Annotated in this window: 1 protein-coding gene; it reads left to right on the top strand. The window is 64.5% G+C overall.

The annotated features are described in order from the left end of the window. Window positions 1-234 (top strand): SDR family NAD(P)-dependent oxidoreductase (locus AAEY83_RS18625; protein ID WP_351061678.1); only part of this gene is annotated, 234 nt, incomplete at both ends.

The following is a 234-nucleotide window of genomic DNA, read 5'->3' as shown; positions in this document are numbered from 1 at the left end:
GTACTGATCAACAACGCCGGTTACGGCGCGATGGGGCCGCTGCTCGACGGCGGCGTGCAGGCGATGCAGCGCCAGTTCGAGACCAACGTGTTTTCGATTGTCGGCGTCACCCGCGCGTTGTTTCCGCTGCTGCGTCGGGCCAAGGGGCTGGTGGTGAATATCGGCAGCGTGTCAGGTGTGCTGGTCACGCCATTTGCCGGCGCCTACTGCGCTTCGAAAGCGGCGGTGCATGCA

Origin of the sequence: Psychrobacter sp. TB20-MNA-CIBAN-0197 (genome assembly GCF_040309765.1) — a bacterium.
Taxonomy (GTDB): Bacteria; Pseudomonadota; Gammaproteobacteria; order Pseudomonadales; family Moraxellaceae; genus Psychrobacter; species Psychrobacter submarinus.
This window is presented reverse-complemented; position numbering and strand designations above follow the sequence as displayed.